Source organism: Mesorhizobium sp. (assembly GCF_024509055.1).
Classification (GTDB): domain Bacteria; phylum Pseudomonadota; class Alphaproteobacteria; order Rhizobiales; family Rhizobiaceae; genus Mesorhizobium.
This window is the reverse complement of sequence record NZ_JANINM010000378.1, coordinates 1-24,595: the sequence shown is the minus strand read 5'-3', so window position 1 is coordinate 24,595 and position 24,595 is coordinate 1. Positions and strand designations below refer to the sequence as shown.

The 24,595-nt window shown below is 63.7% G+C and carries 25 protein-coding genes and 1 pseudogene; 11 read left to right on the top strand and 15 right to left on the bottom strand.

The window, feature by feature from the left end:
* Positions 1-1,124 (top strand): annotated as a pseudogene (locus Q0L57_RS17860) (hypothetical protein); the annotation flags it as partial.
* 43 nt (positions 1,125-1,167) lie between these two features.
* Here the strand turns inward: Q0L57_RS17860 and clpS are convergent.
* The 4 genes from clpS to Q0L57_RS17840 form a co-directional block, all read right to left on the bottom strand.
* The gene (clpS, locus tag Q0L57_RS17855) at positions 1,168-1,473 is read right to left on the bottom strand and encodes an ATP-dependent Clp protease adapter ClpS (RefSeq protein ID WP_296744479.1); all 306 of its coding nucleotides are present in this window, start codon (positions 1,471-1,473) and stop codon (positions 1,168-1,170) included.
* A 122-nt stretch (positions 1,474-1,595) separates the two neighbouring features.
* Positions 1,596-1,940 carry a hypothetical protein gene (locus tag Q0L57_RS17850; protein ID WP_296744478.1) on the bottom strand — a complete coding sequence of 115 codons (345 nt, stop codon included), beginning with the start codon at positions 1,938-1,940 and terminating at the stop codon, positions 1,596-1,598.
* 142 nt (positions 1,941-2,082) lie between these two features.
* Positions 2,083-2,379, bottom strand: coding sequence for a hypothetical protein (locus tag Q0L57_RS17845; RefSeq protein WP_296744477.1), 297 nt, complete (start codon positions 2,377-2,379; stop codon positions 2,083-2,085).
* Positions 2,380-2,417: 38 nt separating this feature from the next.
* Complete coding sequence (locus Q0L57_RS17840; RefSeq protein ID WP_296744476.1) at positions 2,418-2,720, bottom strand: hypothetical protein; 303 nt, start codon at positions 2,718-2,720, stop codon at positions 2,418-2,420.
* Positions 2,721-2,958: 238 nt separating this feature from the next.
* Here Q0L57_RS17840 and Q0L57_RS17835 point away from each other — a divergent pair, with 238 nt between their 5' ends.
* The 5 genes from Q0L57_RS17835 (at position 2,959) to Q0L57_RS17815 (ending at position 7,254) form a co-directional block, all read left to right on the top strand.
* Entirely contained in the window at positions 2,959-3,675 is a 717-nt protein-coding gene (locus Q0L57_RS17835) for a response regulator transcription factor (protein WP_296744475.1), read from the top strand.
* Positions 3,672-5,081 (top strand): ATP-binding protein, encoded by a 1,410-nt coding sequence (locus Q0L57_RS17830; RefSeq protein ID WP_296744474.1) that lies wholly within the window; start codon positions 3,672-3,674, stop codon positions 5,079-5,081. Before Q0L57_RS17835 ends, Q0L57_RS17830 begins: the two co-directional genes overlap by 4 nt.
* Before the next feature lie 82 nt (positions 5,082-5,163).
* Complete coding sequence (locus tag Q0L57_RS17825) at positions 5,164-5,547, top strand: YciI family protein (protein WP_296744473.1); 384 nt, start codon at positions 5,164-5,166, stop codon at positions 5,545-5,547.
* Positions 5,548-5,705: 158 nt separating this feature from the next.
* Complete coding sequence (locus Q0L57_RS17820; protein ID WP_296744472.1) at positions 5,706-6,275, top strand: TetR/AcrR family transcriptional regulator; 570 nt, start codon at positions 5,706-5,708, stop codon at positions 6,273-6,275.
* 109 nt (positions 6,276-6,384) lie between these two features.
* Complete coding sequence (locus tag Q0L57_RS17815) at positions 6,385-7,254, top strand: SDR family NAD(P)-dependent oxidoreductase (RefSeq protein WP_296744471.1); 870 nt, start codon at positions 6,385-6,387, stop codon at positions 7,252-7,254.
* Positions 7,255-7,395: 141 nt separating this feature from the next.
* Here Q0L57_RS17815 and Q0L57_RS34280 read toward each other — a convergent pair whose 3' ends face one another.
* Together Q0L57_RS34280 and Q0L57_RS17805 are read right to left on the bottom strand one after the other, a co-directional pair.
* Positions 7,396-7,539, bottom strand: a complete 144-nt coding sequence (locus tag Q0L57_RS34280) for a hypothetical protein (protein ID WP_366940931.1) — start codon at positions 7,537-7,539, stop codon at positions 7,396-7,398.
* A gap of 84 nt (positions 7,540-7,623) precedes the next feature.
* Positions 7,624-7,860, bottom strand: a complete 237-nt coding sequence (locus tag Q0L57_RS17805) for a hypothetical protein (RefSeq protein ID WP_296744470.1) — start codon at positions 7,858-7,860, stop codon at positions 7,624-7,626.
* Positions 7,861-8,034: 174 nt separating this feature from the next.
* On the opposite strand from Q0L57_RS17805, the gene Q0L57_RS17800 reads away from it, so the two are divergent.
* Positions 8,035-10,053 (top strand): BTAD domain-containing putative transcriptional regulator, encoded by a 2,019-nt coding sequence (locus Q0L57_RS17800; protein ID WP_296744469.1) that lies wholly within the window; start codon positions 8,035-8,037, stop codon positions 10,051-10,053.
* A 6-nt stretch (positions 10,054-10,059) separates the two neighbouring features.
* On the opposite strand, the gene Q0L57_RS17795 is transcribed toward Q0L57_RS17800, so the two are convergent.
* Together Q0L57_RS17795 and Q0L57_RS17790 are read right to left on the bottom strand one after the other, a co-directional pair.
* Positions 10,060-11,547, bottom strand: coding sequence for a pyridoxal-dependent decarboxylase (locus tag Q0L57_RS17795; protein WP_296744468.1), 1,488 nt, complete (start codon positions 11,545-11,547; stop codon positions 10,060-10,062).
* 94 nt (positions 11,548-11,641) lie between these two features.
* On the bottom strand, positions 11,642-12,727 hold the full coding sequence (locus Q0L57_RS17790) for a PLP-dependent cysteine synthase family protein (protein WP_296744467.1): 1,086 nt from the start codon (positions 12,725-12,727) through the stop codon (positions 11,642-11,644).
* Between the two features lie 199 nt (positions 12,728-12,926).
* On the opposite strand from Q0L57_RS17790, the gene Q0L57_RS17785 reads away from it, so the two are divergent.
* Positions 12,927-14,963: a transcriptional regulator gene (locus Q0L57_RS17785; RefSeq protein ID WP_296744466.1), complete on the top strand. Its 2,037-nt coding sequence runs from the start codon at positions 12,927-12,929 to the stop codon at positions 14,961-14,963.
* 66 nt (positions 14,964-15,029) lie between these two features.
* On the opposite strand, the gene Q0L57_RS17780 is transcribed toward Q0L57_RS17785, so the two are convergent.
* From Q0L57_RS17780 to Q0L57_RS17755, 6 genes are all read right to left on the bottom strand, one after another.
* Entirely contained in the window at positions 15,030-16,067 is a 1,038-nt protein-coding gene (locus Q0L57_RS17780) for an MBL fold metallo-hydrolase (protein WP_296744465.1), read from the bottom strand.
* Positions 16,068-16,211: 144 nt separating this feature from the next.
* A complete protein-coding gene (locus tag Q0L57_RS17775; protein ID WP_296744464.1) occupies positions 16,212-18,263 on the bottom strand; it encodes an autotransporter domain-containing protein in 2,052 nt (683 codons plus the stop codon).
* Positions 18,264-18,428: 165 nt separating this feature from the next.
* Positions 18,429-19,610, bottom strand: a complete 1,182-nt coding sequence (choV, locus tag Q0L57_RS17770) for a choline ABC transporter ATP-binding protein (RefSeq protein ID WP_296744463.1) — start codon at positions 19,608-19,610, stop codon at positions 18,429-18,431.
* Complete coding sequence (gene choW / locus Q0L57_RS17765; protein ID WP_296744462.1) at positions 19,607-20,461, bottom strand: choline ABC transporter permease subunit; 855 nt, start codon at positions 20,459-20,461, stop codon at positions 19,607-19,609. Before choW ends, choV begins: the two co-directional genes overlap by 4 nt.
* A gap of 116 nt (positions 20,462-20,577) precedes the next feature.
* A complete protein-coding gene (locus Q0L57_RS17760; RefSeq protein WP_296744461.1) occupies positions 20,578-21,513 on the bottom strand; it encodes a choline ABC transporter substrate-binding protein in 936 nt (311 codons plus the stop codon).
* Complete coding sequence (locus tag Q0L57_RS17755) at positions 21,501-21,659, bottom strand: hypothetical protein (protein ID WP_296744460.1); 159 nt, start codon at positions 21,657-21,659, stop codon at positions 21,501-21,503. The genes Q0L57_RS17760 and Q0L57_RS17755 overlap by 13 nt, the downstream gene beginning before the upstream one ends.
* Positions 21,660-21,747: 88 nt before the next feature.
* Between Q0L57_RS17755 and Q0L57_RS17750 the strand changes: the two genes are divergently transcribed.
* The 3 genes from Q0L57_RS17750 to Q0L57_RS17740 all read left to right on the top strand — a co-directional run bounded on the left by Q0L57_RS17750 (position 21,748) and on the right by Q0L57_RS17740 (position 24,210).
* Entirely contained in the window at positions 21,748-22,359 is a 612-nt protein-coding gene (locus tag Q0L57_RS17750; protein WP_296744459.1) for a thymidine kinase, read from the top strand.
* Positions 22,360-22,470: 111 nt separating this feature from the next.
* A complete protein-coding gene (locus Q0L57_RS17745; RefSeq protein ID WP_296744458.1) occupies positions 22,471-22,857 on the top strand; it encodes a cytochrome c family protein in 387 nt (128 codons plus the stop codon).
* Positions 22,858-23,091: 234 nt separating this feature from the next.
* Positions 23,092-24,210: a DUF2333 family protein gene (locus Q0L57_RS17740; protein WP_296744457.1), complete on the top strand. Its 1,119-nt coding sequence runs from the start codon at positions 23,092-23,094 to the stop codon at positions 24,208-24,210.
* Positions 24,211-24,377: 167 nt separating this feature from the next.
* Here Q0L57_RS17740 and Q0L57_RS17735 read toward each other — a convergent pair.
* Positions 24,378-24,595, bottom strand: a 218-nt coding sequence (locus Q0L57_RS17735; protein ID WP_296744456.1) for a hypothetical protein, incomplete at its 5' end; no start/stop codon positions are given.

Genomic DNA, 24,595 nt, shown 5'->3' with positions numbered 1-24,595 from the left:
CGATCAATGAACTGTCACTGATCGCTTTCCCGACGCGCGAGCTGTTCGTCGAGAAGATCAAGGATTTCGACCTGATCATCTTCGACCGCTACCAGCACCGCGATGTGCTGCCGATCCTCTATTACGACTACATTTCCGAATATGTCGAAAAGGGCGGCGCGCTGCTGATCGCAGCCGGTCCCGAATATGCCGGAGAAAACTCCATCGCCCGCACGCCACTCAACGCCGCGCTGCCGGCAATGCCGACCGGCGAAGTGGTGGAAAAGGCCTTCTATCCGCGCCTGACGGAGCTCGGCCAGCGTCATCCGGTGACGCGTGGGCTCGAGGGTTCGGCCAGCGAGCCGCCGCATTGGAGCCGTTGGTTCCGCACCATCGGCGTCAAGAATCCGGAAGGCGAAGTCGTGATGAAGGGCGCCGACGACCGGCCCCTGCTTCTGCTCGACCGCAAGGGCGAAGGCCGCGTCGGCATGCTGCTTTCCGACCAGGGCTGGCTGTGGGCGCGCGGCTTCGAAGGCGGCGGGCCGCATGTGCAGCTCTACCGGCGCATCGCCCACTGGCTGATGAAGGAGCCGGAACTGGAAGAAGAGCGGCTGACCGCGGATGGTCGCGGCATGATGCTGGAGATCCGCCGCCAGACGATGAGCGACGACCCGGGTCCGGCCCAGGTGATCACGCCGTCCGGCAAGGCGGTGAAGGTGAAGCTCGAAAAGGCCGAACCCGGTATTTTCACCGGCAGCCTGCAGACCAGCGAGATCGGTCTCTACCAGATCGGCAATGGCGACCTCACCGCGTTGGCCCATGTCGGCCCGATCAACGCGCCGGAATTCCAGGACGTGGTCTCGACCGAAGACCGGCTGAAGGCGCCTGCCGAGGCGACCGGCGGCAGCGTGCGCCGGCTGGCCCCCTCATCCGCGCTGGGCAATCTCACCGGCGACATTACCTTGCCATCGATCGTGCCGGTCCGCTCCTCGGCCGCGGCTTCGGGAGACGACTGGATAGGCCTGCGCACCACCGACGACAGCACGCTCAAGGCCGTGTCGCGGGTGCCGCTGTTCGGCGGCTTCCTCGGCCTCGGCCTGCTGCTCCTGGCCATCGGCTCGATGTGGTATCGCGAGGGGCGGTAGTGTCACCTCTCCCTTTCCCTTGTGGGAGAAGAAGGGACCGCCGCTACTCTTCCGGCTCGGTCGTGAAGAGCAGCGGGTAACCCTTGGCCTTGCCGGCATCGGTCGCACGGGCGGCCTTGGTCTCGGCGACGTCGCGCGTAAACACGGCAACGACGCACACGCCGCGCGTATGCGCGGTGATCATGACGCGGTGCGCCTGATCCTCGCTGAGCTTGAACTCGCCCTTGAGCACCGTCACCACGAACTCGCGCGGCGTGAAGTCGTCATTGACGAGGATGACTTTGTAGAGCTTCGGCCGCTCGGTCTTCGGCTGCGTCTTGACGCGGGGTTTGATGACGGTTTCGGGCATCGGATCCGGCAGCGAGAAACCAGGCTCTCGCTCTCATTTGTCAAGCAGGGGTCAGTCGTCCGACCGCTCGCGGATAATGGAGTTGGACGACCAACCCTATGTGGGGAAGAACCGCCGCAGGGTCAACGGCCCTGGCGCCCGACCGGGCGGCGCATCGCGGTGCCCGATGTGCCCGAGCCGGCGTCACCGTCCATGCCTGAGCCACGCTCCATGAAGGCAAACAATATCCAGCCGACCAGGCCGATTAGTGTAATGCCGGTCAGCACGATCAGGACCCAGGACTGCGCCGGGGTGATGTAATCGAAGCTCGATGAGATCGCCGGCGCGAAGAGCTCGGGCTCGGTCCTGCCGCTGGCGGGATCCGGCACCGGACTTGCGGTAAAGATGATCAATGAGCGCGCCGCCGCGGTGGCGATCAGACCGCCGAGGGTCAGCGAACGCATCAGGGAGGAAAGCCGCTTCTTCATGCGGATTATCCTACAGCACCGGCATTGCGATCAGGTTAAGGATGAAGTTGCCACCGAAGCGCCGGATTTCCGGCATCAAAAAAAGCCGCTCCTGCCGAAACCAGCAGAAGCGGCTTTCGCTCTAAGGCCTGAATCAGGCTTCTTAGTTGGCGGTGGCAGCCGGCTTCGGAGCGGCAGCCGGCTTGGCGGCGGCCGGCTTCGCCTTGGCCTTGGCCGCCTTCTTGACCGGGCACTTGTGCTTCTTGGTCGGCTTGCATTCCTTCTTGGCCGCTGCCTTCTTCATGGCCGGCTTCGCGGGCGTGGTTGCTGCCGGCGCGGTCGTCGTGGTCGTGGTGGTGGCAGCCGGCGCAGTGGTCGTCGTCTGGGCGTTGCCGAGAGCCGGCATCGAGAAGGACAGGGCGACAGCGAGGCCGAGGGCGGAGAGAAGGGACTTTTTCATGGCTTCATTTCCTTTTTGTGCGGGTCGGGAGTTGAGTGTCACTGATCCGGGTCGACCGGCGTCACTCCAAGCAGCTTCAAGGCGTTTGCGAGCATCCGGATTCCCTGCGCCTGCTTCTTGTTGGCGCAGAACCGGTTTCCCTTTCTTTGAAGTGCCTTCGCCGCGGTGACCTGCGTTGCCGCGGCATGGGTTTCAAGAGCTTCGTCGACTTGACGGCTGAGATTGGTGCAACGCTCGGTCCGGGTGAGCGGCGCTACCTTCGCGGTCGAGGCGCCGGCTGCTGCTGTGACGAGGGACATGCTGAGCAAGGCACCCATCACGCTGATCCAGAACCTCTGCATTGGTCTTGTCCGTTACCCCGGAAACTTGCGTCGCAGCCGATGACCTGACCGCCACGGCACCGGTATGCCCTTGTAGTTTTTCACGAGTTTTTCCCGACTGTAGAATTTTGTTTCTGAATTGTTTCTGGGGAGCCACCCCCGCCCTGTATTGCCGCCACTGGCCAAGATGTGGCCCGAATTCTATCTTGTTGGTGATTTTCGAAAGGGCGGCTTGGCCCGCAGCAATGACAGGGTTCTCGTGAAATCTGATGCACACATACTGATTGTCGATGACGACAAGGGCATACGCGACCTGCTTCAGGAGTTCTTCCAGAAGCGCGGGCTGCACACGACGGTGGCCGCCGACGGCACCGAAATGGAAGCTGTGCTGCGTCGAACGCAGGTCGATCTCATCGTTCTGGACGTGATGCTGCCGGGCAAGAGCGGGCTTGAACTGTGCCGTGAGGTCCGCGCCAATTATACCACGCCGATCATCATGCTGACGGCGGTCACCGAAACGACGGACCGCGTCGTTGGCCTGGAGATGGGCGCGGACGACTATGTGCCGAAACCCTTCGATCCGCGCGAATTGCTCGCCCGCATCCGCGCTGTGCTCAGGCGCAACGGCGCGGCCGAGCCGCGCCGCCCCGCCGCCAAGCAGATCTACCACTTTGCCGGCTGGACCATGGATTGCTCGCGACGCCGGCTGACGGCGCCCGACGACGTGCGCGTGGAACTGACGATGGCGGAATTCAATCTCCTGCAGACCTTCGCCAAGAGCGCGCAGCGCGTGCTCACACGCGAGCAGCTCATCGAGCTGTCGGGCGGCGACACCGGCTACAGCTTCGACCGCAGCGTCGACATTCTGGTGAGCCGCCTTCGCCGCAAGATGGAGGATGACCCGAAGACGCCGAAACTGATCCTGACCGTGCGCAGCGGCGGCTATCAGTTTCTGCCCGAGACGACTTCCGAATGAGACGCTTGCTGCCGCAGACCCTGCCTGTCTGGGTGCTGCTGATCGTCATTGCCGGCCTGATGATCAGCCAGATCGCAACGCTCTACATCGTCTCGCACGACCGCGACGCGGCCAACGACATCGTCGACCTCTACCGGCTCAACGATCGCGCCTATTCGCTGGTTCAGCTGATGCACGACGCCACGCCAGACGAGCGCAAGGCGACCGCATCAGGGCTGTTCAACGACACCTACGCGCTGACCGTTTCGGACACCCCCGCCGTGACCTCCTCGATTGCCGGCGACGACCAGCTGGCCGAACTGGAGGACATTCTCGTCAGCCGCCTTTCGAAGTTCGGCGTCACCGACGCACGCGTGCGGCGCGACCCTGCAACGCAGGAGGCCGATGTTCCCGACGGCGAGCAGGTGAACAAGGACGTCGGCCAGGTTGAGCGTGACCTGCTGGTGCTCTCGGCCAATTTCGCCCAGAGCGACAAGCTGACCGCCTCGCTGCGTTTCGCCGACGGCCAGTGGCTGAACTTCACCGAGCCGATCACGCCCGCCGGCCCGATCCTCAGCATAAACAGCCTGCCGCTTTATTCGCTCATTGCCGGCCTGGTGGTGGTGATGTCGATCTGGTCGCTGCGTCGGCTGACGGCGCCCTACCGGATGATGGAAAAGGCGGTGACGCGCATCGGCAACGATCTGAAAAGTCCGCCGATGGCCGAAACCGGCAGCCGCGAGATTCGCGCCGCGGCGAAGGCGGTGAACGCCATGCAGATGCGGCTTCGCGACTATGTGGAGGACCGTGAGCAACTTGCGGCGGCGCTCGCCCATGACCTGCGCACTCCGCTGACCAGGATGCGGCTGCGCCTCGAGCTGCTGCGCAAGTCGGCGGCCCGCGAGGCCCTTGCCCATGACCTCGCCGACATCGAAAGCATCGCCAGTTCCGTGATCGACTTCGCCAAGTTCGAGGTCACCGAGGAAAAGGCCGAGCGGATCGATTTCTGGTCGCTGGTGGAATCGGTTGCCGACGGGTTCGGGGACGCGTCCATCGACGATGACGCTGCGCCGTCGCGCGGCCTGATCTGCATCGCGCGCCCCGTTGCGCTGCGCCGCTGCATCACCAACCTCGTCCAGAACGCGGTAACCTACGGGAAGACGGCGCATATCGGCGTGCAGCGCTCCGGCAATACGATCACGCTTTCCATTCGCGACGAGGGCCCCGGCATCCCGCAGGCCAAGCTCAACACGGTGTTCGGCTCCTTCGTGCGTCTCGAACAGTCGCGCAACCGCGAGACCGGCGGACTGGGGCTGGGCCTCACCATCGCCCGCAACATCGCGCGCGGCGCCGGCGGCGAGATCATCCTTTCCAACCATCCCGATGGCGGCCTGTTGACGGAGCTGCGCCTGCCGCTGGCAGCTTGAGTCAGCAGGCGATGATTCCGGGGCTGGATCGGCGGCGCCGTCCCTGTGATAGTGCGGCCCGCTCCGGTCCGAGGAAACCGCCATGTTCTATGCCATTCTCGCCTATCACGTTGAAGCGACTGTCAAATCCTGGACGCCCGACGAGGATGCCGCATTGATGAAAGACCTTCTTGAGGTCAATCAGAAGCTGACCCGCGAGGGCACGCTCGGACCGGCGGCGCGGCTGGGCGCGACCGCCGGGGCCATCACGCTGCGTGGCCAGGGCGATGGCATGGTGATCGACGGTCCCTTCACCGAGACCAAGGAGCAACTGCTGGGGTTCTACATCGTTGACTGCGTAAGCCAGGACGAGGCGATCGCCACTGCGCGCGACCTCAAGCGCGTCAACCCTACCGCTGTTTATGAAATCCGGCCGATCATGGTTTATCGGCCCGGCGCGGCGTTTTCCGGAAGCGAGGACCGCTGAACAACAGCGGGTCTCCGACAGCGAAAGGCAACGCGCGGCAGTGCCAGGCCAGAACGCTCTTCCGGCAGCTGCGTGCCGGCCGCCTCCAGGACCGCCCTTGACAAAACCGGCGATCGCCCATAAATGAGTGATCACTCACTCAAATAAAATCGAAAAACATGGCCCGCCCCCTCAGTGAAGAAAAACGCGAAGCGATCCTGACTTCCGCCGCCAAGCTCGTGGCGACGCTCAGCACTGGCGCGCCGACTGCCGGTATCGCCAAAGGTGCAGGCTTGTCGGAGGGCACATTGTTCAATTATTTCGCCAACAAGGATGAACTGCTCAACCAGCTCTACCTCGAGATCAAAGCCGATCTCGGCAAGGCCCTTTTGACCGCCTATCCGTCGAATGCCGACATCCGGTCGCAAAGCTTGCATGTGTGGGACAGTTTCGTCGAGTGGGGCGCGAAATACCCGATGAAGCGTAAGGCAATGCGCCAGCTCAGTGTCTCGGAGCGGATACGTGAGGAGAACAAGCGGCAGGGCGCCGCCGCATTCAGCGACATCAACAGGATGCTCGAGAAAAGCATTGCCGCCGGTGCGCTGAAGGGTCGTTCATCGGCCTTTGTCGGCGCCATTTTCGAGGCGGTCGCCGAAACGACGCTCGAATTCATCGCCCGCGATCCAAAGGAGCGCGAGCGCTACAAACAGTCCGGGTTCGAATTCTTCTGGAACGGAATCTCCGGCTGAACACAGGAAGGTGTGCCGGGGTTCGCTCATGCGACCGTGGCACGATCGACATCTAAAATGAGTGATTACTCGCTCGATTAACGCGTGGAAAATGGAAAGGATGAAAGCAATGTCGAAAGTCTGGTTGATCACTGGTAGCGCTCGAGGACTGGGGCGCGACATCACCGAGGCGGCGCTCGCCACCGGCAACAACGTCGTGGCGACCGCCCGTGATACCGATCGCCTGGCCGACCTTCAGCAACGCTACAGCGACCGCATTCGCACGGTGGCGCTCGACGTCACCGATACCGCGGCAGCCAGAGCTGCCGTCGATTTCGCGATAGGCGCCTTCGGCCGCCTCGACGTTCTCGTCAACAACGCCGGCTTCGGCCATATCGTCCCGTTCGAACAGACCGAGGAGGCCGATTTCAAGGCGCAGATCGACACCAATTTCTATGGTGTCATCAACCTCACCCGCGCCGCGCTGCCGGTCATGCGTTCGCAGCGCTCAGGCCATATCGTCAACATCTCCTCGGTTGGAGGGCGCACCGGCACGCCGGGCCTCAGCGCCTACCAGGCGGCGAAATGGGCGGTCGGCGGCTTCACCGAGGTGTTGGCGCAGGAGTTGGCGCCGTGCGGCGTCAAGATCATCTCGGTCGAGCCCGGCGGCATGCGTACCGGCTGGGGAGCCGCCGCAGGCGGCGATGCGCCGCAACTGCTGCCGGACTATGAACCCAGCGTCGGCGCCGTGCTTGCCATGATCAGGGCCTATGCCGGCAATGAGATGAGCGACCCGCGCAAAGTCGCCAATGTCGTGATCGATCTTGCCGATCGCGAGGTCCTGCCGGCACATCTGATTCTTGGCAGCGACGCTCTGCACGTCTTCGGCGAGGCCGAGGCGGCAAGGCAGAAGGCGGCCGCTGAATGGGCGTCGGTTAGCAGATCGACCGACGTCGAGGGCGTCGACCTGTCGTTCCTGAACAGCCAGGCAGGCCCATGAGCGACTGGACGACAAAAGACGTCCCGCTCCTACACGGACGGCGGGTCGTCACCACCATCGCCACCGGCGTCCTAAGAACAGACTGGCGTGGCCCGGCCGGCTCGTCGGGCCAGAGCGGAGCTTCGAAGGGCGCTCAGGCGCCTAACCGGCGAACTCGGTGCCGAGCCTGATCGTTTCGTGCACCAGAAGGTCGAAATCCTCGCGACGCGCGCGATGATTTGTGATCGCAACCCTCAGGCAATGGCGGCCTTGCACGGTGGTGTCGGACAAGATCGCGGTGCCCAAGCGCAGGATCTCGGTGTGAATGCCTTGAGGCGCCCCTCCGAGGTCCCGTCGAGGCGATGCCGGAAGCAGACGATGTTGACGGCGTCACCGCAGCGGTCGGTGCCCAACAGCGCGGCCGCGGGCCGCGACGTCAGCGGGGGCTTCATCTGCCGGATAGCCGAAATCCTTCAGTTCGGTGATCGACAGGCCGGCCAAGGCCCTGCGCTGCTTGGCATCCTGATAGCGACGCCGAAGCTCGGCGAAGATGGTCGCGGCCTGGGCCGCCAGCGTGCCGCTGAAGCGGGAGGTCGGCTGAAAGGTTCTGAGGCTGATGTAAGTCATTGTCATTCTCCCTCGTTCGAACTCACGAAGGCAGTGTCCCACCGGGGCGCTTGGCCAATGTTCATCCAGGTGTGAAATCGCGGGAGAAACCACGGACCGAAGCGCTAAATCGTCGTTAAGTCGGCCAGCGACACGTGATATTGTGTCCGAGACTTGTTTCACGGGGGGTCGGGGGTGCACATCCGATTGCTCGGCGACATCGAGGTTGTCTCCGCAGCCGGCCAACCTCTTCACTTCGCGACGCGCAAGACGTCGCTGTTGTTTGCCGCCCTCGTTCTGGCCGGCCCCAAGGGCCTCCGCCGCGAAAGGGTTGCCGCCATGTTGTGGGCCGACAGCGGCGAGCAGCAGGCGCGAAACAGCCTGCGCCAGGCCCTGGTTGACATCAGGCGATTGTTTCCGTCCACCGGCGACGAGTCCATTCGCATCGAAGGCAATACGGACACCATCTGGCTGGCTGCGAATGCCGACGAGGCCGATATCTGGATTTTCGACCAGAAGATTGAGGCCGACGACAGCGCGAGCCTCGCTGTGGCGGCCGACCTCTACCGGGGCGAACCCCTGGACGGGTTGTCGCTTGCCGGCGAGATCGGCGAATGGCTCGGCCCTCTTCGGGCCAGCTACAGTCGCAAGGCACTTCATTTGGCCGAGCGGCTGAGCCTCTTGCAAGACTTGGATACGCAGCAGGAACAAGCCTGTGAAAGATTGGCCGAGCGGCTGGTCGCGATCGACCCGTGCGCCGAGCAGGCCCACCGGGCCTTGATCCGCATCCTGCGCCACCGAGGCAAGACCAACGATGCTTTCCGCCAGTTCCTGGCCTGCAAGGAAGCGCTGAAGCGCGAGCTTGGTGTCGAGCCTGAACAAACGACACGGGCGCTGGTCGAACGCATCGAGGCGCCCAATATGGATCGCCCGAAGAGACCGGTGGCCGAAGGAGGTCCGCTCGAGCCCGAACCGACCCGCATCGAACCGAAGCCCGAGCCGGCGCGCCCCGTTGTTCCCGAAAAGCCGTCGATCACCGTTCTGCCCTTCCAGAATATGAGTGGTGATGCGGAGCAGGAATACTTCACTGATGGCGTGGTCGAGGAGATCACTACAGCGCTGTCGCATGTGAACTGGCTGTTCGTGATCGCGCGGAATTCCGCCTTTGCCTACAAGGGTCAGCAGGTCGATATCACTCGCGTGGCGCGGGAACTCGGGGTCCGTTACGTGCTGGAGGGAAGCGTCCGCAGAGCCGGCAGCCGGTTGCGCGTGGCCGGTCAACTCGTCGAAGCGGCAGCCGGGGTGAGTCTGTGGGCCGACCGCTTCGAAGGCGACGTATCGCAAGTGTTCGAACTGCAGGACCTCGTCGCCTCCAGCGTCATTGGCGCGATTTCACCAAGGCTCGAACAGGCAGAGATGGCGCGCGCCAAGCGCAAACCCACCGAAAGCCTGGACGCCTATGACCATTATCTGCGCGGAATGGCCAGCCTTTACCGCTGGACGCGGGAGGGTCTGGAGGAAGCCCTGCCGCAGTTCTACAAGGCTATCGAACTGGACCCTGATTTTGCCGCTGCCGAAGGCGCCGCTGCCTGGTGCTACTTCTGGCGAATGGCGAATGGCTGGATGACCGATCGGCAAACGGAGACCGCGGAAGTCTCGCGACTGGTCGGCAACGTCGCCATCGCCGGCCAGGACGACGCTGTGGCGCTGGCCTTCAGCGGCCTGGCGCTGGGTTATGTCATCGGAGACTATGAGGCCGGCTCGGCGCTGGCCGACCGGGCGCTCGTGCTGAACCCGAACTGCGCCGCCGCCTGGAGCGCGAGCGGTTGCCTCAAGGCCTGCCACGACGACCCCGACATCGCCATCGAGCATATGTCACGGGCAAGACGGTTGAGCCCTCTCGATCCACTGACCTTCTTCATGCAGTGCTTCACGGCCTTCGCCCATTTCGTGGCCGGCAGATATGATGCCGCTTGGCCGCTCGCCGAGGCAGCCTCCCGCGCGCAACCATATTACCTGACCGGCCTGCGCGTGGCTGCCGCCAGCAATGCCATGGCCGGCAGGCCGGATGCCGCGGCCAGGCATATCGCGCGCTCGCTTCAACTCGACCCTGAATTGAGGCTTTCCAATCTCAAGCACCGGGTGGGACAGATCAGGCCGGACTATTTCGCCAGTTATGTCGAGGCACTGCGGCTGGCCGGCCTGCCTGAATGATCCTCTTCAATCCTGTCGCGCCGACACTGCTATCTCGTTTCCGATGCGAAGCGTCTCGCGCACCAGGAGGTGGAGATCGTCACGACGCGTTCGATGATTGGTGATCGCCACCCTCAGGCAATGCCGGCCTTGCACGGTGGTATCGGACAAGGCCGCGATGCCTTCCTCCTGCAGGCGCAGCATGATCTCGGTGTTGAATTCCTTCAGGCTCTCCTCCGAGGCCCCGTCGAGGCGATGCCGGAAGCAGACGATGTTGATGGTCGTCGGCGCCGTCACTTCCAGCGCCGGCTCGGCCTCGATCAGCCGGGTGAGATAGGTTGCCTGGGCGATGTTCTGGTCGATCAGCCGGCCGAATTTTTCGACGCCATGCTCCTTCAGCGCCATCCAGATTTTCAGGGCGCGAAAGCCGCGCGACGTCTGCAGGCCGTAATCGTGCAGCCATTGTCCGGAGGCGAGGCCGCGCGGGGTCGATTCCAGGTATTCCGGCGTCACAGCGAACGCATTGCGGTGGGCGGACGCGTCGCGAACCAGCGCGCATCCCGCCTCGAACGGAGCGTGCAGCCATTTGTGCGGATCGAGCGCGATTGAGTGCGCCTGCTCGATGCCGGCGACGAGCGATGCATTCATCGGCGCGATCGCTATCAGCGCGCCGATGCAGCCGTCGACGTGGAACCACATGTCCTCCACCACCGCCAATGCCCCCAGTGTTTGGAGATCGTCGATCGCGCCGGTGTTGACGGTGCCGGCGGTGCCAATGATGCAGGCCGGCTTGAAGCCCGCTTCGCGATCCTCCACGATTGCCGCCTTGAGCGCGCCGATATCGATGCGCAGCGCCGCGTCGGTGGGGACCCGCCGCAGCGCCCGGTTGCCGAGGCCGAGCGCTTCCATGGCCTTGCGGTGGCAGGAATGGACCTGGTCCGAGGCGTAGAAGCGCAGCGGCTTCGGCATGGCGCCGACGCCTCTTTCCCGAACGTCGACGCCTGCCTTGGCATTGCGCGCGACGGTGAGCCCGATGATGTTGGCCATCGAGCCGCCGCTGACCAGCGTGCCGCTGGCCGAGGCCGGGAAACCCACCATCTCCTTGCACCAGTTCACCACCTGGCCATCCATCAGCCCGGCGGCATGGTTGCCGCCGCCCAGGTTGGAGCCTTGGATCGCGGCCAGGAAATCGCCGAGCGCGCCGGTGAAATTGCTGGACCCCATGTACCAGGCCCAGAAGCGCGGATGGATGTTGCCCATCGGATAGGCCATGACGTTGCGCGACACCTCGCCATAGACATCGGCAATCGGCGCCGGCGAACGCGGCAGCGGCGCGCCGAAAAATGCCCGCGCCTCGGCCGGCATCTCACGCCATACCGGGCGGTCCCGTACATCCTTGAGATAGCCGACGGCGTCTTCGACGATCCGGTGCGACAGCGCCTCGATATCGGCCCAATCCGGCGGATCCAGGGTCTCGTCCGCCGTCACGTTTTCGGGTTTCCGAAAATTGTCCATTGCCGTTTCCCCATATGCAAACCGGTTCCGCGAAACCACGGGCAGTATCATGCGCGGCGCGGCATCAGGGCGGATGCGGCGCCGCGCGTTGTCGTCAGGCGTCGAACTGGCAGCTCGGGGTCGAGCGCGACAGTGCCGTCTCATCGGCGTCCATGTCGGCCTCGATGCCATCGAAGAGCGGCGTCGTCATGTATCGTTCCCCGGTGTCGGGCAGCATGCACAGGATCACCGAGCCGGCGGACGCCTTCTCCGCGATCTGGCGTGCCACGGCGAAAGTGGCGCCGCCGGAGATGCCCGTGAAGATGCCTTCCTTTTGCGCCAGCGCCTTCGCCCATTTGATGCCCTCGGGGCCGGGGATCGGCACGACTTCGTCGTAATAATGCTGGTCGATTGCCTCCTGCAGGACTTCGGGGATGAAATCCGGCGTCCAGCCCTGGATCGGGTGTGGCTCGAAGGCCGGATGGCTGGCCGCCGGCGCGCCGCCGGCGCCGCGCTCCTGTGCCTTGCCGCTGCCGATGAGCTGCGCGTTGGCGGGTTCCGCAAGCACGATGCGAACGTCGGGCCGTTCCCGGCGCATCACGCGGCCGACGCCGGCGACCGTGCCGCCGGTGCCATAGCCGGTGACCAGGACGTCGAGCCTGGAGCCGGCGAAGTCGTTGATGATCTCGCGGGCCGTCGTGGCCTCATGGATGGCGGCATTGGCCTCCGTCTCGAACTGCCGGGCAAGGAACCAGCCATTTGCCTCGGCAAGCTCGACAGCCTTCTTGTACATGCCGAAGCCTTTCTGGGCGCGTGGCGTCAGCACCACCTTGGCGCCCAGCATACGCATCAGCTTGCGCCGCTCGATGGAAAAGCTGTCGGCCATCGTCACAACAAGCGGATAGCCCTTCTGCGCGCAGACCATGGCGAGCCCGATGCCGGTATTGCCGCTGGTCGCCTCGACCACGGTTTGGCCCGGTTTCAGCTTACCGCTGCGCTCACCCTCCTCGATGATGTTGAGCGCCAGCCGGTCCTTCACGGAGGCTGCCGGATTGAAGAACTCGGCCTTCGCATAGATCGTCGCATGTGACGGGCCAAGATTGTTGACGCGCACGACCGGCGTATCGCCGACCGTGTCGAGAATGCTGTCGAACAGGCGGCCGCGCCCGGCCGTGGTTCTGATTTTCAGCTGATGCAACATCTCTTTTCTCCTCGATGTCCTCACGCGCCGGTTACAGACCGGCGGTTTCGGCGGCGCGGTTTCGACACCTTGCCGCGCTAGTTGCTCTCGACCTGCCGGCAATCCGGCAATGGCCGTGTCCGGCGCGAATGCGCCACCGGATGCAGGCTGTCGTGTTTGGTGATAGAACAGGGAGCGACTGGTCAGCGTGGGAGCGAGCGTGGAAACGCACGTGGAAACCGCCCGATCGGGCCAGGACGGCGCGTCGGCCGGCCTGTCCATCCGGCTGCTCGGGCCGCTCACGGTTGCTCGAGACGGGCTACCCGTGGCCTTGCCCGCGTCGCGCAAGCTGCGCGCCTTGCTCGCCTATCTGGCGCTCGCGCCGCATCCCGTCGGACGAAGCCGTCTCTGCGAGCTTCTGTGGGAAGTGCCCAACGATCCGCGTGGCGAGCTTCGCTGGTGCCTGAGCAAACTGCGTGCCGCGCTCGACGAACCGGACCAGCACAGGGTGGAGACCGAGGGCGACACGGTCGCGCTGAGCCTTGACGGCGCGCACGTCGACGCGCTGGAGGCCACTGCGTTGGTGGCGGAGGGCATCGACGAGCTCGGCTTAGAAAGCCTGCGGACGCTTTCGCAACGCTTCGCCGGCGACTTCCTCGAAGGCCTGGAACTCGATCGCAGCCCGCATTTCGGCAGCTGGCTGACAGCGCAGCGCCGCCGCTTCCAATCATGTCACCTTGCCATCCTGGAGCACATGATCGGCCTTCTGACGCCCGGCGCCGATGAGGCTGTTGCCTGCACCGACAAATGGCTGGAACTCGCGCCCTTCGATCGTCGCGCGCATGTCGCGCTGCTGGAGAACCTCGCGCGCCGGGGACAGATCGGCGCGTGCGAGGAGCATCTCGCCGCCACGGCGGAACTCTTCAATTCCGAGGAATTGGATTTCACCCCCGTGCGCGATGCGTGGCGCGAGATAAAGGCTCGCCGGTCGAGTACGACGCCATGCGCCCGCGATGTCCCCGCTTCCGCCTCGCCGCAAGCACCCATCGCCCTTACCGAGCCGGATCAAGCCGCGACGCGCCGGGCCTCACTTGCCGTCATGCCATTTGCCGAGGACGCCGGCAGCTTTCGCGGCGGTCTGGCTGACGGCCTGACCCATGACATCATCACGCGCCTCGCAAGGCTTCGAGATTTTTTCGTCATTGCCCGCGGCTCGGTCTTCGCGCTTGCCGAGAGGAACGTCGCGCCTGAGGATGCCGGTCGCAGGCTGAACGTCGATTACATCGCGACGGGCTCCGTCCGCAGCCTCGCGGGCCGGGTCCTCGTCTCGGTTGAGCTCGTCGATGTGCGCACTGCCAGGATTGTCTGGACGGAGACGTTCGAGCGCAGCCCCGACGACATCTTTATCGTCCTCGACGATATCGGCGACAGCATCGTCTCCTCGATCGCCGCCGAGATCGCGACGGTGGAGCGTAACCGCGCGCTGCTGAAGGCGCCAAATTCGCTCAACGCCTGGGAAGCCTATCATCGCGGCTTGTGGCACATGTATCGCTTCACCCGCCAGGAGAACGATCTGGCGCAACATTTCTTCAACCAGGCGCTGAAGCTCGATCCGACCTTCGCCCGCGCCTATGCCGGTCTCTCCTTCACGCACTGGCAAAACGCCTTCCAGCGCTGGGGCGACCGCGACCGGGAAACCGCGCTTGCCTTCGAAAGCGCCGGCCACAGCCTGCTGGTCGACGATCGCAATCCCGCCGCGCACTGGGCGATGGGCCGGGCCTTGTGGCTGCGCGGCGAGCAGGACAGTTCGCTGGTCGAGCTGGCGAGGGCCGTCGACCTCAGCCCCAACTTCGCGCTCGGTCATTATGCGCTGTCCTTCGTGCACTCGCAGTCGGGCGATCCGCAATCGGCGATCGGATCGTCCGATCATTCACGGCACCTCAGCCCCTTCGATCCGCTGCTGTTCGGCATGCTGGGCGCCCGCGCCATGGCCCATGCCCGACTGGAAGAGTTCGATCAGGCCGCCGAATGGGCGCTGAGGGCGGCGGCAAGGCCCAACGCCCATGTCGTCATCCTGGCGATAGCCGCGCATTGCCTGGCGCTGGCTGGCCGGCTGGACGAGGCTAAGACCTTCGCCACCGCCATCCGCAAGACGTTGCCAAACTATCGTGCCGACGATTTCATCGCCACGTTCCGCTTCGACCCGGATGGCGAGGCTCTGTTCCGGAATGGCGCGAAGCTGATCGGACTCAACTGAAGCTGCCTGCGGCATCCGCTTGTTTAACGCGGACGGAAAAGCGTTTCACACTCTTCCTGGAATTGCTTAGTGAGACAGCGGGCCGCTGGCCTTGCGCCAGGCATCGATGCCGCCCTCGATGTGGCGGGCGCTGGCAATGCCGACGTCCTGCGCCGCCTGCACCGCCATCGCCGAGCGCTCGCCGAAGGCGCAATAGAACAGGATCTGTTTGCTGGTCGACTTCGCAAGCTCATGCAGCATGCCGCCGGCGGCGATGTTCTCCTGCAGCCGGCCGTATGGCAGATGGATCGCGCCCGGGATCACGCCGTGGCGCTCCCGCTCCGACTGCTCGCGCAGGTCGATCAGCGCCACGTCGGACCGTCCGACCAGCGACAACGCCTGTTCGGCGGTCACCGCCCAACCCCGGCCTGCGATATCGTCCTGGTGCAGCCCGACCTTCATGTTGGCCGGCACCGCGACATCCATCATCTTCGGATTGGACAGCTTCAGGTTGTTCATGATGTCGACATACTCATCGACAGACTTCACCTGGAGGCGCGGGTTGAAGGCCTTCTCCTCGCCGATCGTCGAGACGGTCTCGCCCTTGTAGTCATGCGCCGGGAAGATCAGCGTCTCGTCGGGGAGCCTGAGCAGGCGGCCGAAGATCGACTCGTATTGCTGGCGTGGATCGCCGTTCTGGAAATCGGTGCGGCCGGTGCCACGGATGAGCAGCGTGTCGCCGGTAAAGACACGGTCCGCCAGGACGAAGCTGTAGGAATCGTCGGTGTGGCCGGGCGTATAGATGACGTCGAGCGCCAGCCCCTCGATGGCAAGCTTGTCACCGTCGGCGAGCCGCATCGACACGACGTCCGCCTTGGTCTGCTCGCCCATCACCGTCACGCAATGCGTCTTGTCGCGCAAGGCTCCAAGCCCGGTGATATGGTCGGCGTGGAGATGCGTATCGACCGCCTTGACCAGCCTGAGGTCGAGTTCGTTGACCAGTTGCAGATAGCGTTCGACCTTCTCCAGCACCGGATCGATGATCAGCGCCTCGCCGCCCCGACGGCTCGCGAGCAGGTAGGAGTAGGTGCCTGAGACGGAATCGAAGAGCTGACGGAAGATCATCTGCCACTTGCCCCGCTGCAATGTCGTGCCGGCGGACAATATCCGCGCGGTCGCTGCAATAGTCTACCGCACGGCGCGGCGAAATCGGAATCGATTTTCGCGGCTTGCCTGGAAAGACGCAGCCCCGGCGCGGGTAGGCTGAGCTCAGAATGCCTTGCTGAGGCGTATCTGGCCTCTGGCGGTGAAGGCGTTGTCGCTGCCGTAGCCGACCTCGAAGCCCGAATCCAGCATCATGCCATGGCCGATCGCCGCCGCGACGTCGGCGCCGGCAAAACCGCGCACCGCCGCCTTTTCAGCACCGGAGGCGAAGGAAATGTCCTGGCCGAGCAGGGTGGCCGAAACGTCGCCGCTGCTTTGGAAAATGCCGTCTATTCCCACTCGCAGGCTGGTCTGCCAGGCCTGGGTCGGCGTCGTCACTTGCGGCAGCGCCAGCGCCAGTTGCCCGCGCGCCTCGAACAGGTGGACGTTGCGCCGCGCCACCGCGAGATCGGCATCGGAGCCTGTTTCCGTATAGTCGCCGAGGAAGAGGCCGGCGTAACGCAGCCGCACGCTCGGCATCAGCGTTCCCATGGAAACTGGAAGCCGTGTGCCGAGGGTGATCGCGGGGCTGACGAAGGTGCCGTTGAAATCCGCCCGCGCCGTCTCGATGCCGCCGAGCACGAGATTGTTGGCGACACGGCGGCTGCTGCGCTCGTCGAGCACGCCGGCGATGAAGGAAAGATTGGCGAAGTTCTGACCGACGTCGTAGCCAAGGTAGCCACCCGCGAAGACGCTGCGGTGGGTGATCTCCTGCGCATTGTCGTCGACATCGGTCTCTCCGGCGGCTCCGCCAACGAACACACCGCCGAGGAACCCGTCGCCGGAGCGCTTTTCGGCACCGGCGACGACGCCCCCAAGCGCCTGGCTGAACCCTGCCGCCGTCCCCGATCCATCCTGGGAGCGAACCCCGCCGAACGTCGCCAGCCAGGCGTCCGGACCCGAACGCGGCGCAAGCACATCGTCATGCGGGGTGGTCAGCCGCGTCTCGATAACGCCGCTCACCGTGTCGGTTAGATCCTCGACCAGCGACCCGGCACTGGCAAAGCCGGTGACGTCGACCACCGCCACCTGGTTGCCGCTGACGACGAAAGGCCGCCCGCCAGTCAGGATGGTCTGCGGTACCCCGCTTCCCGAAAAGGTCATGACGGCGTTCAATGCCGGCCCGAAGCTCACCGTGTTGCCGGAACCGGTGAAGGTGATGGGTCCCTGGATAGCCGTGCCGGCCAAAAGGTTCAGCGTCCCGTTGGACGAGCCGAAAAAGATCGCAGTGCTCTGGTCGTTGAAAACTTGGCCGGAATTGGTGACGACCGCGTTGGGTCCCTGCGCCGAGATGCTGACGGAATTGGCGCCGCTGACGATGACGGAGCCCGCGTTGGTGATCGCCGCATTGCCGAACAGGGTGACGATGCCGGTGCTGGTGCTCCCGGAAGCGCTGACCGTGCCCGTATTGACGACGACGATGTCATTGCCGCCGGCGCCGATTGCGGTTGAATTATTTCCGAAAACCGAGATCGAGCCGGAATTCGTCAGCCGAAAGCCACTATTCAATGGCCCGGACGTCCCCCAGAGAATGCCGGAAGCGGCCTGCCCAAAGGCCTCGATGGAACCGCTGTTCGAAATGGTCAAGTCGGATTTGTCGCCGATTATGGCCGCCGAAGCCGTTCCGGAAACCCCGATGAAGCCCTGATTATCGACATGCGCGCCGGTGCCGTTGCTGATGATGCCGAACGTGGCAACACCGACTGCCTCGATCGAGCCCTTGTTTACAATGTTGGCATTGTCGCCCTCAGACACTATCCCGACGGACGCGGTTCCTAACCCCAGAATAAGGCCGTTGTTGACGATCGACGCATCCGCGCCCGTCGAATACACGGTAAAGGCATTGCCGCCAAACGTACCAATCCTGCCAGAGTTGGCCAGGCTTTGGCCTGAATTGAGCATCTGCACCGCGTTTTCGCCGGCGCTCAATGTCTCGATGGTTCCACCACTATCGACAGTCCCGGTATCGCCGGAATTGCTCATCGTCTGCTGGCCGACAGTCTGGCCGTTGCCGACGGTGAAGCTTTGGGCAAATGCGGGTGCGCCACCAAAAAACGTGGCTGCGAAAACCGAGATGGCTACGGCGGCCCGGGCCCCATTGCGCGGCGAGGTTGTCATGCCATCCCTTGCGCCTGAGTACGCAGAGCGTGGATTCTGGCCTCGCCGAGGGCGAAACGCAAGACTGCGCCGCCCTCAAGCCGTGCTTACGGCTGCGGGTGTAGACAATTAGCAACACTGCATTTTCGGGCCGGCCAGTCCAGGACGGCATCCGCCGGCCCGTGCCTATCGCCGCAGCACCGCGCTCAGCACATCCCTGATGCCGATGGCGCCGACGAAGCGCGAGCCTTCGTCGAACAGGGCCACCGGCGCCGTCTGCGAGCGATGCATGGCCAGCATCACCGTCTTCAGCGGCGTGCCGGGATTGGCCCAGAACACCTGGGCGCCCTCCTCCGGCTGGCGTTCGACATCGGCGCAGGACACCCAGACCGCCGGCTTGCCGTCGCGCTCGGCCGCCGCCACCAGTCCATGCTCATCGATCTTGAAACGCGTCGTCTTGCGGCGGTCCAGCCAGACCCAGTCATCTCCGGCATGTTCGAGATCGCGACGGTCGCGCATGACGTTCCACGCCGTCAGCACTGACAACGGGTTCACATTGGCGATGAAGTCGCGGACGTAGTCGTTGGCGGGGCGCAGCACGATATCCTCCGGCGCGCCGGTCTGGACGATGCGCCCGCCTTCCATGATCGTGATGTGGCTGCCGATCTTCAGCGCCTCCTCGAGATCGTGGCTGACGAAGATGATGGTCTTCTTCAATTCCGCCTGAAGCTGCAGCAATTCGTCCTGCAGCTTGGTGCGGATCAGCGGGTCGAGCGCCGAGAACGGCTCGTCCATCAACAGGATCGGCGCTTCGGTGGCGAAAGCCCGGGCCAGGCCGACGCGCTGCTGCATGCCGCCGGAAAGCTCGTGCGCGTATTTCTTCGACCATTGGTCGAGATGAACCAGCTTGAGCTGGCGGTTCACGCGTTCCTTGCGCTCGGCTTCCGGAACGCCGGCAAGCTCGAGACCGAAGCCGACATTCTCCTCCACCGTGCGCCATGGCAGCAGGCCGAACTGCTGGAACACCATCGCCACCTGCTTCTGCCGCAGCCGCCTGAGCGTCGCCTCGTCGCAGGTGACGACGTCGACGGTGCGGTCGCCGTCCTTGACCAGCACCTGGCCGCGCGAGACGACATTCAGCCGGTTCACGGCCCTGAGCAGCGTCGACTTGCCGGAGCCAGACAGGCCCATCAGCACCGAGATTTCGCCCTCGTGCACAGTGAGATTTGCTCCGGCGCAGCCCAGGACGTTGCCGGTCTTTTCGAGGATCTCGGCACGGCTGGCGCCTTTGTCGATCATCGCCAGCGAACCCGCCTGATCGGCGCCGAAGACGATATCGACGTTCTTGAAATCGACGGCGACGGTCATTTCTTGCCTCCAACGCCGATGCGCGTCATCCGGTCGAGCACGATGGCTAGCACGACGATGGCGAGGCCAGCCTCAAGCCCGAGATCGATCTTGCGCGAGCCCAGCGCGCGGTTGATTTCTGTGCCGAGTCCGCCGGCGCCGATGAGGGCTGCGAACACCACCATGGACAGCGACAGCATGATGGACTGGGTGAGCCCCGCCATGATGGTTGGAAGCGCCGAAGGCAGTTCAACCTTCCACAGGAGCTGGCGCTTGGTGGCGCCGAAGGCTTCGCCGGCCTCGATGATCGCCTTGGGCACGGAAACGATGCCGAGATGAGTGAGCCGGACCGCCGTCGGGATGACGAAGATGATTGTGACGATGAGGCCCGGCGCGTTGCCGAGTCCGAACAGCGTCAGCACCGGGATCAGGTAGACGAAGGTCGGCAGCGTCTGCATCAGGTCGAGCACCGGCAGCATGACGCGGTAGACCTTCGGCTTGTGCGCCGCCCAGATGCCCAGCGGCACGCCGATGATCATCGCCATCGCCGCGGCCGCCACCACCAGAACCAGCGTCTGGACCGTCTGCTTCCAGAGGTTCTGGTTGATGATGAAGATGAGGCCGAGGAAGACGCCGATGGCGAGGCCCCGCGAACGCTGCAGGAACCAGGCAAGGATGGCGATGACCAGCGCCAGCAGCACCGGCGGCACCATCAGCAGCAGCTCCACCGCGCCGTCGAGAAGGAAGTTCAGGCCGTTGGAGAAGGCCCGGAAGACCGTATCGAAATTGTCGGTCAGAAAACCGAAGAACGCCTTGCCCCAAAGCCCGATGGGAATCTTGTAGCTTTCCAGGAGTTTCGAGATCGGATCCATCTTCCCCTCTTCTCTCGCCGCCCTTGCCGAACGGTCGCCTTCTCACAGCATATGAAAAAGGGCAGCCTTTTCCAGTGGCTGCCCTTCTTCTCGAATCATGCCGATCTCAAGCCGGCTCAGCCCCCGAGCGCGGTCTTGACCGCGGCCGTCGCATCGCCGCCATCGAAAGTGGTGACGCCGGCAATCCAGGGCGCCACCGCGTCCGGATGCTTCTTCAGCCAGTCGGAGGCGACCGTCTGCGGATCGCCGCCCTTGAGGATGGCGTCCATCATCTGGCCTTCCATGTCGAGATTGAACTTCAGGTTGGAGATGAACTTGCCGGCGTTCGGGCACTCGGTGGTGTAGCCCTTGCGCACATTGGTATAGACGGTGGCGGCGCCGAAGCCGCTGTCGCCCATGCCGTCGAGATAGGTGATCTTCATGGCGCCCATCACCGGATGCGGGGTCCAGCCGAGGAAGGCGATCCATTCATTGTTCTTCATCGACTGCTCGGCCTGGGTCAGCATGCCGGCTTCCGAGGACTCGACCAGCTCGAACCCGCCGAGATTGTCCTTCGGGTTCTTGATCATGTCGAGGATGATGCGGTTGCCGTCATTGCCGGCCTCGATGCCGTAGATCTTGCCGTTGAACTTGTCCTTGAACTTGCCGAGGTCGGTGAGCGACTTGACGCCCGCATCCGCGACATAGGTCGGCACGACGATGCCGTAGCCGGCGCCGGTCAGGTTGGTGCTGATCGTCTCGACAGAGCCCTCGGCCTTGTAGTCCTTGATGTCGTTGGTCATCGACGGCATCCAGTTGCCGAGGAAGACGTCGAGGTCCTTGTTCTTGAGCGACGCATAGGTGACCGGAACCGAGAGCTGGATCACCTGCGGCTGGTAGCCGAGCGCCGTCAGCAGCACTGAGGCCAAGCCCGTCGTTGCCTGGATATCTGTCCAGCCGACATCGGAAAGACGCACGGCCTTGCAGCTTGCCGGATCGCCGGCATAAGCGGCGGTCGTGGACAGAAGCGCCGCGAGGCCGAGGCCTGCGACGAAAGATTTCATACGCAACATGAAGTTTTCTCCCATTTCAATTTCTGCGGCGAAGCGAAGGCACGGTTCTTGCGCCCGCCTTGTTTCGTCAGCCAAACACCATTTTGATGTGGTTTCAAGCGGCGCCGCATCACGATCAACGGCGCGCGCTGGCCAGTCAGCGACATGAGCGGTCTTTCCGACGCACCCGCTTTTTTGGTGGATGGAGACCGCGCCCCCTCCCCCCTTGGCGACATGTCGGCTTAAAAGGGCGCCATGGCCAAGCTCTACTTCAATTATGCAACCATGAACGCCGGCAAGACGACCATGCTGCTGCAGGCGTCCTACAACTACCGCGAGCGCGGCATGACGACGATGCTGTTCGTCGCCGGTCACTACCGCAAGGGCGAAAAAGGGCTGATCTCCTCGCGCATAGGACTGGAGTCAGAGGCGGATATGTTCCGCGACGGCGATGATCTTTTCGCCAGGGTGGCCGAGCACCACGAACACACCACCGTCCATTGCATCTTCGTCGACGAGGCGCAGTTCCTCGAGGAGGAGCAGGTCTGGCAGTTGGCGCGCATCGCCGACCGGCTGAACATACCGGTCATGTGCTACGGACTGCGCACCGACTTCCAGGGCAAGTTGTTCTCCGGCTCGCGCGCGCTGCTCGCGATCGCGGACGACCTTCGCGAGGTGCGCACCATCTGCCGTTGCGGCCGCAAGGCGACGATGGTCGTGCGCCTCGGAGCCGACGGCAAGGTCGCCAAGCAGGGTGAGCAGGTGGCGATCGGCAAGGACGTGTACGTTTCCCTCTGCCGCAGGCACTGGGAGGAGGAAATGGGCCGCGCGGCTGCCGATGACTTCATCGGCTTTGCGCGCGGTTGAGGCAAGCCTGCCGACCGGCAAGGGTGGCCGGCTGCCACCCTTTTGCAGTCGCCTTTGTTAAGGCCGACGCGCTATTGTCGGTCCTCAGCCATAAGCCAGCCGGGAGTCCCCATGCTTCGAGCCGTTTCATCCGCCGTTTTCCTTCTTGCCGGTGGGCTTGCAGCGCATGCCGGCGGCGACGCGGCGCTCGGCAAGAAGGTCTTCAACCGCTGCATCGCCTGCCATGAGGCAGCGACCGACCGCGACAAGGTCGGCCCGCATCTGATGGGCGTCGTCGGCCGCAAAGCCGGCACGGCCGAGAGCTTCCAGAGCCACTATTCGCAGGCGATGAAGGATGCTGGCGCCGCCGGCCTCGTCTGGGACGAAGCGAACCTTGCCGAATACCTGAAGTCGCCCAGGCAGAAGGTTCCTGGCAACAGGATGGCTTTCGGCGGCCTGACCAGCGATGACGACATCGCCAATGTCATCGCCTATCTCAAGGCCGACCCGAAACCCTGACCACCGTTCGAAGGGAGGCTTCCGGAACGATCGTCGATCCGCCTGCCTGGATTCTTCTGCCCCCTGCCCCTGGTTTCGCGTCGCCCCCTTAACAAACAGGGCTTCTGGAAAAGAATCCGACGCCTTCGGCGGCGCCCGGCCGATGCAGTTGTGGATGCCTGTAAAACCACATATTTGAAGGCGGCGTTTCGCGCGCGTCTTTACGGCTTGAGTGACTGAGGGGGTGACACAGCCATGCTTGATCCGATCGTGAGTTTCTTCACACAGATCTTTCAGTGGATTGGTCGCGGCATCGGATTCTTGATCGGCGTAATCCTGTGGCCATTGATGTGGGTCGGCCGCTGGTACGGGCAGCGCGGCTTGATCCTCAAGGCGGTAGTCGGCCTCGCTGTTTTCGTGCTCATCGGCCTCTATGCCAATTTCCTCTACGCCACCCAGTGGTGGAACAATTTCGACCCGAACTATCCCGAACAATACTCGTTCGAGAAGCGCAACGTCTCCGCCGGCGAACAGATTCCGGCCGCTGACGGCGCGAACGCCGCCAAGAGCTGCGGTAACTCGGCGATCGCCCAGATGGCCGCCGATCTCACCGACTTCAACGTCAATCAGAATGCCTGGGTCTCATCGATGATCCTCTACAAGCTCGGCTTGTTCGGCATCAATTGGGACGACACGCCGTGGATGGACAACAAGGCCAACTTCCAGCGCGGCATCAACCAGGCGGTGCGTCGCACCGCGACCGAGCTAGCCGACAATCTCGGACGCGTCCGCAGTACCTCGCAGATCGACAGCGACCTGCAGGCCGCCCGTGGCCGGCTGCAATACGATGAATCGACCTGGTACATCAGCAGCAACGGCATGACGGCGACCACGCCCAGCATGTATCGTCTTGCGATCGGCAATCTACGGTCCTTCAACGCCCGGCTGGCCGCGTGCCAGACGACGTTCGACGCCCGCGCCGACAATTTGAAGCAATATATCGACCGCATCGCCAGCGACATCGGCTCGACATCCGCGATCCTCAAGGAGCGCGCCGAGAACCACAATGCCGGCTGGTTCGACTTCCGCGCCGACGACCGCTTCTGGTTCGCCTATGGCCAGCTCTATGCCTATTACGGCCTCATGAAGGCCTCGGAAGCCGACTTCGAGGACGTGATCAAGGAAAAGCACCTGCAGAACCTGTGGGACACGATGGACCAGCAGTTCGTATCAGCCTTGCGCATCCAGCCCTTCATCATCGCCAACGGACGCGAGGACGGCTGGCTGCTGCCGACGCATCTGACGACGATGGGCTTCTACATCCTGCGAGTGCGCTCCAACATGGTCGAAATCAGCAATGTGCTGACCCAGTGAGACCGGCGGGCAATGGTGGATTTGCGCCGTCGCCTCTGTCGCTTTTCGCGTATTGCGCGGCTGTTTTGAGACGGCGCGACGATATGCGCTCTGGCTTCTATACGCCGCGACGACCGGGCGCGAAGACCCCTTGCAGGTCGACCGGGAAACAGCAACATACTTTCTTCCTAGGAAACATAGTTGCATGAAAATTGACGCCGCGACCGCGACAGGGTTAGAACATGCCCTTGCGTCCGCGCGACATTTCCAACATGCACGAATGATCGACCACCTCCCTTCCAACGACCAATCCAGAGGAAAGCCGTCATGGCCGAAGTGAAGTCCGACATCGAGATCGCGCGTGGCGCCAAGAAAAAGCAGATCCAGGAGATCGGCCAGAAGATCG

Coding starts and splice junctions, on each gene's coding strand:
- clpS (WP_296744479.1), bottom strand. CDS start 1,473: ATGCCCGAAACCGTCATCAAACCCCGCGTCAAGACGCAGCCGAAGACC.
- Q0L57_RS17850 (WP_296744478.1), bottom strand. CDS start 1,940: ATGAAGAAGCGGCTTTCCTCCCTGATGCGTTCGCTGACCCTCGGCGGT.
- Q0L57_RS17845 (WP_296744477.1), bottom strand. CDS start 2,379: ATGAAAAAGTCCCTTCTCTCCGCCCTCGGCCTCGCTGTCGCCCTGTCC.
- Q0L57_RS17840 (WP_296744476.1), bottom strand. CDS start 2,720: ATGCAGAGGTTCTGGATCAGCGTGATGGGTGCCTTGCTCAGCATGTCC.
- Q0L57_RS17830 (WP_296744474.1), top strand. CDS start 3,672: ATGAGACGCTTGCTGCCGCAGACCCTGCCTGTCTGGGTGCTGCTGATC.
- Q0L57_RS17825 (WP_296744473.1), top strand. CDS start 5,164: ATGTTCTATGCCATTCTCGCCTATCACGTTGAAGCGACTGTCAAATCC.
- Q0L57_RS17820 (WP_296744472.1), top strand. CDS start 5,706: ATGGCCCGCCCCCTCAGTGAAGAAAAACGCGAAGCGATCCTGACTTCC.
- Q0L57_RS17815 (WP_296744471.1), top strand. CDS start 6,385: ATGTCGAAAGTCTGGTTGATCACTGGTAGCGCTCGAGGACTGGGGCGC.
- Q0L57_RS17805 (WP_296744470.1), bottom strand. CDS start 7,860: ATGACTTACATCAGCCTCAGAACCTTTCAGCCGACCTCCCGCTTCAGC.
- Q0L57_RS17795 (WP_296744468.1), bottom strand. CDS start 11,547: ATGGACAATTTTCGGAAACCCGAAAACGTGACGGCGGACGAGACCCTG.
- Q0L57_RS17790 (WP_296744467.1), bottom strand. CDS start 12,727: ATGTTGCATCAGCTGAAAATCAGAACCACGGCCGGGCGCGGCCGCCTG.
- Q0L57_RS17780 (WP_296744465.1), bottom strand. CDS start 16,067: ATGATCTTCCGTCAGCTCTTCGATTCCGTCTCAGGCACCTACTCCTAC.
- Q0L57_RS17775 (WP_296744464.1), bottom strand. CDS start 18,263: ATGACAACCTCGCCGCGCAATGGGGCCCGGGCCGCCGTAGCCATCTCG.
- choV (WP_296744463.1), bottom strand. CDS start 19,610: ATGACCGTCGCCGTCGATTTCAAGAACGTCGATATCGTCTTCGGCGCC.
- choW (WP_296744462.1), bottom strand. CDS start 20,461: ATGGATCCGATCTCGAAACTCCTGGAAAGCTACAAGATTCCCATCGGG.
- Q0L57_RS17760 (WP_296744461.1), bottom strand. CDS start 21,513: ATGTTGCGTATGAAATCTTTCGTCGCAGGCCTCGGCCTCGCGGCGCTT.
- Q0L57_RS17755 (WP_296744460.1), bottom strand. CDS start 21,659: ATGTCGCTGACTGGCCAGCGCGCGCCGTTGATCGTGATGCGGCGCCGC.
- Q0L57_RS17750 (WP_296744459.1), top strand. CDS start 21,748: ATGGCCAAGCTCTACTTCAATTATGCAACCATGAACGCCGGCAAGACG.
- Q0L57_RS17745 (WP_296744458.1), top strand. CDS start 22,471: ATGCTTCGAGCCGTTTCATCCGCCGTTTTCCTTCTTGCCGGTGGGCTT.
- Q0L57_RS17740 (WP_296744457.1), top strand. CDS start 23,092: ATGCTTGATCCGATCGTGAGTTTCTTCACACAGATCTTTCAGTGGATT.